We start from the raw sequence: 3,231 nt of genomic DNA, 5'->3' as shown, positions 1-3,231 counted from the left end.
CCAGCGCCGCAGCGACGGCGTCGAGGCTGCGGCGCTGCCCCTGATCGCGCTCCAGGCCTGCCGCCGTCGCGCGGCTGACCCCAGCCCGCCCGGCGGCTTCGCAGAGCGTCAGCCGAAGTGCGCGCCGCCGCTTCGCGAGCGCGGCGCCGAGAGAAAGATTCTTTGACATGGCAGGGTCAGAAACCTTTCTCGAATCACAGCACCGCCGGGACGCAGGACGCGTACACGTAGACGGTGTCCCCGATGATTTCCGCGTCGCTCAGCCAGCCCCAACGCGACGGCACCAGCACCTCGATTTCCGCGTCCGTCCGACCGGCCGCACGCTCCGCCCCGACAAACGCCAGCAGATCCAGGCCGCCGCGCTCGCACCACGAAACGTCGGCGACCACAGCGCCCGGCCCCTCGCCGACGACCTCCAACACCCGTTCCGTCGCCATCCTGCCCATTTGTGCGCCCTCCAACGTGTTCAGTTACCCCTAAATCGCTACAGCAATCGAAAGCACGCGTCAACTAAAAAATGGGCGGTCTCAAAGCATTCAATGTTGACAAGGAAAATAACGCAGAGCAAATATCGCGACAATGCTTGGAGAAATCCTCGTGACAAACCAATGTTGACAAGGATTTTACTGTCGGCGCTTGAAGGAAAATAGGCGCGGCTCACCCGCCGCGCGTGCTCGCCGCTGCGCGTCTGCGCGCCGCACGCCATTGCGCCGCACGCGGCGCAATGGCGTGGGAAATCAATTGGTTACTCTGCTTTGCCCCGGCCGCGTGCGGCGTGCCGCTCCTGCGCGTAATCGACGTAATCGCTCAGCCCGTGCCGCGCCGCCGCGCTGGGGTTTTCCTTGGACCACTCACCGTAGGATTTCTCGGCGGACTCGCGTTGCCCGCTCGACAGCCCAGCCAGCCCACCGCCTTGCTGGAACCACGCGTCACCGCCGCGCGTTGTCGCGCCGATCTTCGACGCCCCACCGCCGCCGACCGGCTCGATTCCGAGGCCTCCGCCGTCGTCGCCACCGCCACCGCCACCACGGCCGCCGTTCCCGCCGCCCCGGCCACTTCCGCCGCCGCCTCGGTAGCCGCCGCCACTGGCAGGACCGGCGGCACCGAACGCCGCGCCGAGCAGGGCGGCGGATGCACGGCCGTCCGCGATCTCATCTCGACTACCCCAGTACCGAAGCAAGCGATTCGGAATCTCATGGACGACGCCAAATATCCGGATAATCACCTGCCATTTGAGCCACAGAGCCAGCGTCAGACCCGCCAGCATCCCGCCCAGGCTGAGAGTAAATCCGCCTTGAGAGCCGAGAAATGCAGCCGAAAACGTCTTGTCGACAATCTGCATCCCGACAGGGAGCAGGTAGTACGACGCCGCCAAGGCAGCGACCGTGTAGAGCGGCAAAACCACGGTGTTGGCGACCAGAATCAGCCCCGGCCGCAACGCTGCGCTGACGAACTCGCGGCCCGACAGGTTGGCGCCCAGCATCGCCAGCAAGGGCAGCGCGACCAACATTTCGGCCAGCGAGATAAGCCAGTTAATGCCCGCGAATACTACGCTGATATACGGAATCATTGGCAAGACGTAGGAGTGAACTATCCCGAGGCCGTACATCCACCACAAATACGGGCGCATCCGCTCGCCAAACCAATCGAAGGCCGCTTTGGCACCCGCAAATGACGAGATCCCGTTTCCTGCGGCGACAGCGACAACGCCGCCGGTCAGCCAGCCCGCGTCTGATAGGCCCACCAGCCAGTGCCCCAAACTCAAGGAATCGGCCAGTGGGTCGGAGTCGGCCGACCGTGTTTGCCGGAGCAAATACTCTGTCAGAGGCCTCGTCACCGGATTGACCAGCCGCGCCCATATCTCAGCGGACTCGTCGCCCGGTGCCGCCAGGGAGTCGCCGGAGAGCGCGGGGATGCGGGACTCGTCCGCGATTTGCCGAGCCAGCCTGTCGGCGATGTTCGGCCACTCCTTGCCCATGGCGCCGCCGATCCAATCCGTATCCGGCCGCGTCCTCGACGGGGCTTCTGCGGCGAGGGTAGCCGCTTCGCCGCTCGCCGCCCCGAGAGTCCGCCAGAGCGCACCTGCCGCCGTCCAACCCTGTGTTTTCGCGGCGTCAACGGAGGCTTGCCGGGCGCCGCGCTGCCGCGTCGCGAGGTACGTCCCGGCTGCTGCACGGACGGTGCCATCATACGCCGCCGCAGCCTCGGCGAGTGCCGGGAGCAGCTTGTCGTCGGGCCACGCCGAGCCGCTGCCAGCCATGCCACCGGCCGCCAGTTGGTCAGGCAGCCCGGTCGTACGGATGGCCTCGACCAGCGTGCCGACTGCCCCCATCCGGGCGGCCCTGAATGTTGACAACTCCGTCGGGGCGCCCGCCGGGGCTGCTGGCAGCACGAGAGCGCCGCACCGCCCCCAGGTCCACAGATACCGCCCCGACGCAGCCGTCGGCCGCGCAGATGGCGGCGAGACTGGCGGAATCGCGCTGCCGCGCCCGCCCAGATCATGCGACGTTTTGTCGGCGTGCCGGATGTAAGCGAGGCAGGCTTCGGACTCGAGCGCCTGCAACGCCAAGGCGTTGCCGCCCACGGGGGACGGAATCCCCAGGCTGCCCGTTGGCGTGGTCGTGCCGCCGCCATCGGTGACGACGCCGAGCACGTCGGCGGCAAACGCCGACCACAAGGTGCTCGCCTGCCCACTCGCGTAGCCAGCCAGTTGACTGTACGCCGCGTGCCCAGCGCTCAGCCCTGACGGAAGCGCGGGCACGAGCAGACCGACGCAGACCGCTGTTCGGATGACCGCCGCCGCGCCGAAATGCTCAGCATCGTGCGTCAGCGTGGATTCCCCGCGTGCGGCAGCGGCGTTGACCCCCGTCACAACAGTGTACGTCATCACCGCCGCTGCGCCGCCGCTCAGCAACGCCGCCAGAGCGCTGACGAGCCGTGTCAGCGGCGTTGCCGTATCCGCCGGAAACAGCAACGCCAGCGCCCGCAGCGCCGGATCGGCCGACGCCGCGCCGCTCGCCACCGTCGCCGCGACCGCGACGGACGGCAGCAGCGCCGTTCCGGCCGCGACCAGCACCAGGATCGACGCTAGCCCACGCCCTGTGCCGCCGTCGGACGGTGGCACGACGGCGCCGTCGTGCCACCATTCGCGCCAGCAGCCCGGCCGCCCGTTGCGCAACTGCCAGTGCGCGACCCCCGCCCGCCACGCCAGCGCCGCCGCTGCCACCGCCG

The 3,231-nt window shown here is 68.3% G+C and carries 2 protein-coding genes; both read right to left on the bottom strand.

Annotation, left to right across the window (positions count from 1 at the left end; translation table 11 throughout):
• Nucleotides 1-194: 194 nt before the first annotated feature.
• The gene (locus QSG27_RS28195; RefSeq protein WP_306712082.1) at nucleotides 195-446 is read right to left on the bottom strand and encodes a hypothetical protein; all 252 of its coding nucleotides are present in this window, start codon (nucleotides 444-446) and stop codon (nucleotides 195-197) included.
• A 299-nt stretch (nucleotides 447-745) separates the two neighbouring features.
• On the bottom strand, nucleotides 746-3,231 hold a 2,486-nt coding region (locus QSG27_RS28190; protein WP_306712080.1), incomplete at its 5' end, for a DotA/TraY family protein.

Source organism: Azospirillum isscasi, assembly GCF_030849505.1.
GTDB classification, from domain to species: domain Bacteria; phylum Pseudomonadota; class Alphaproteobacteria; order Azospirillales; family Azospirillaceae; genus Azospirillum; species Azospirillum isscasi.
Note: the sequence above shows the minus strand (reverse complement) of the source record. Positions and strands in the feature narration are given on the sequence as shown.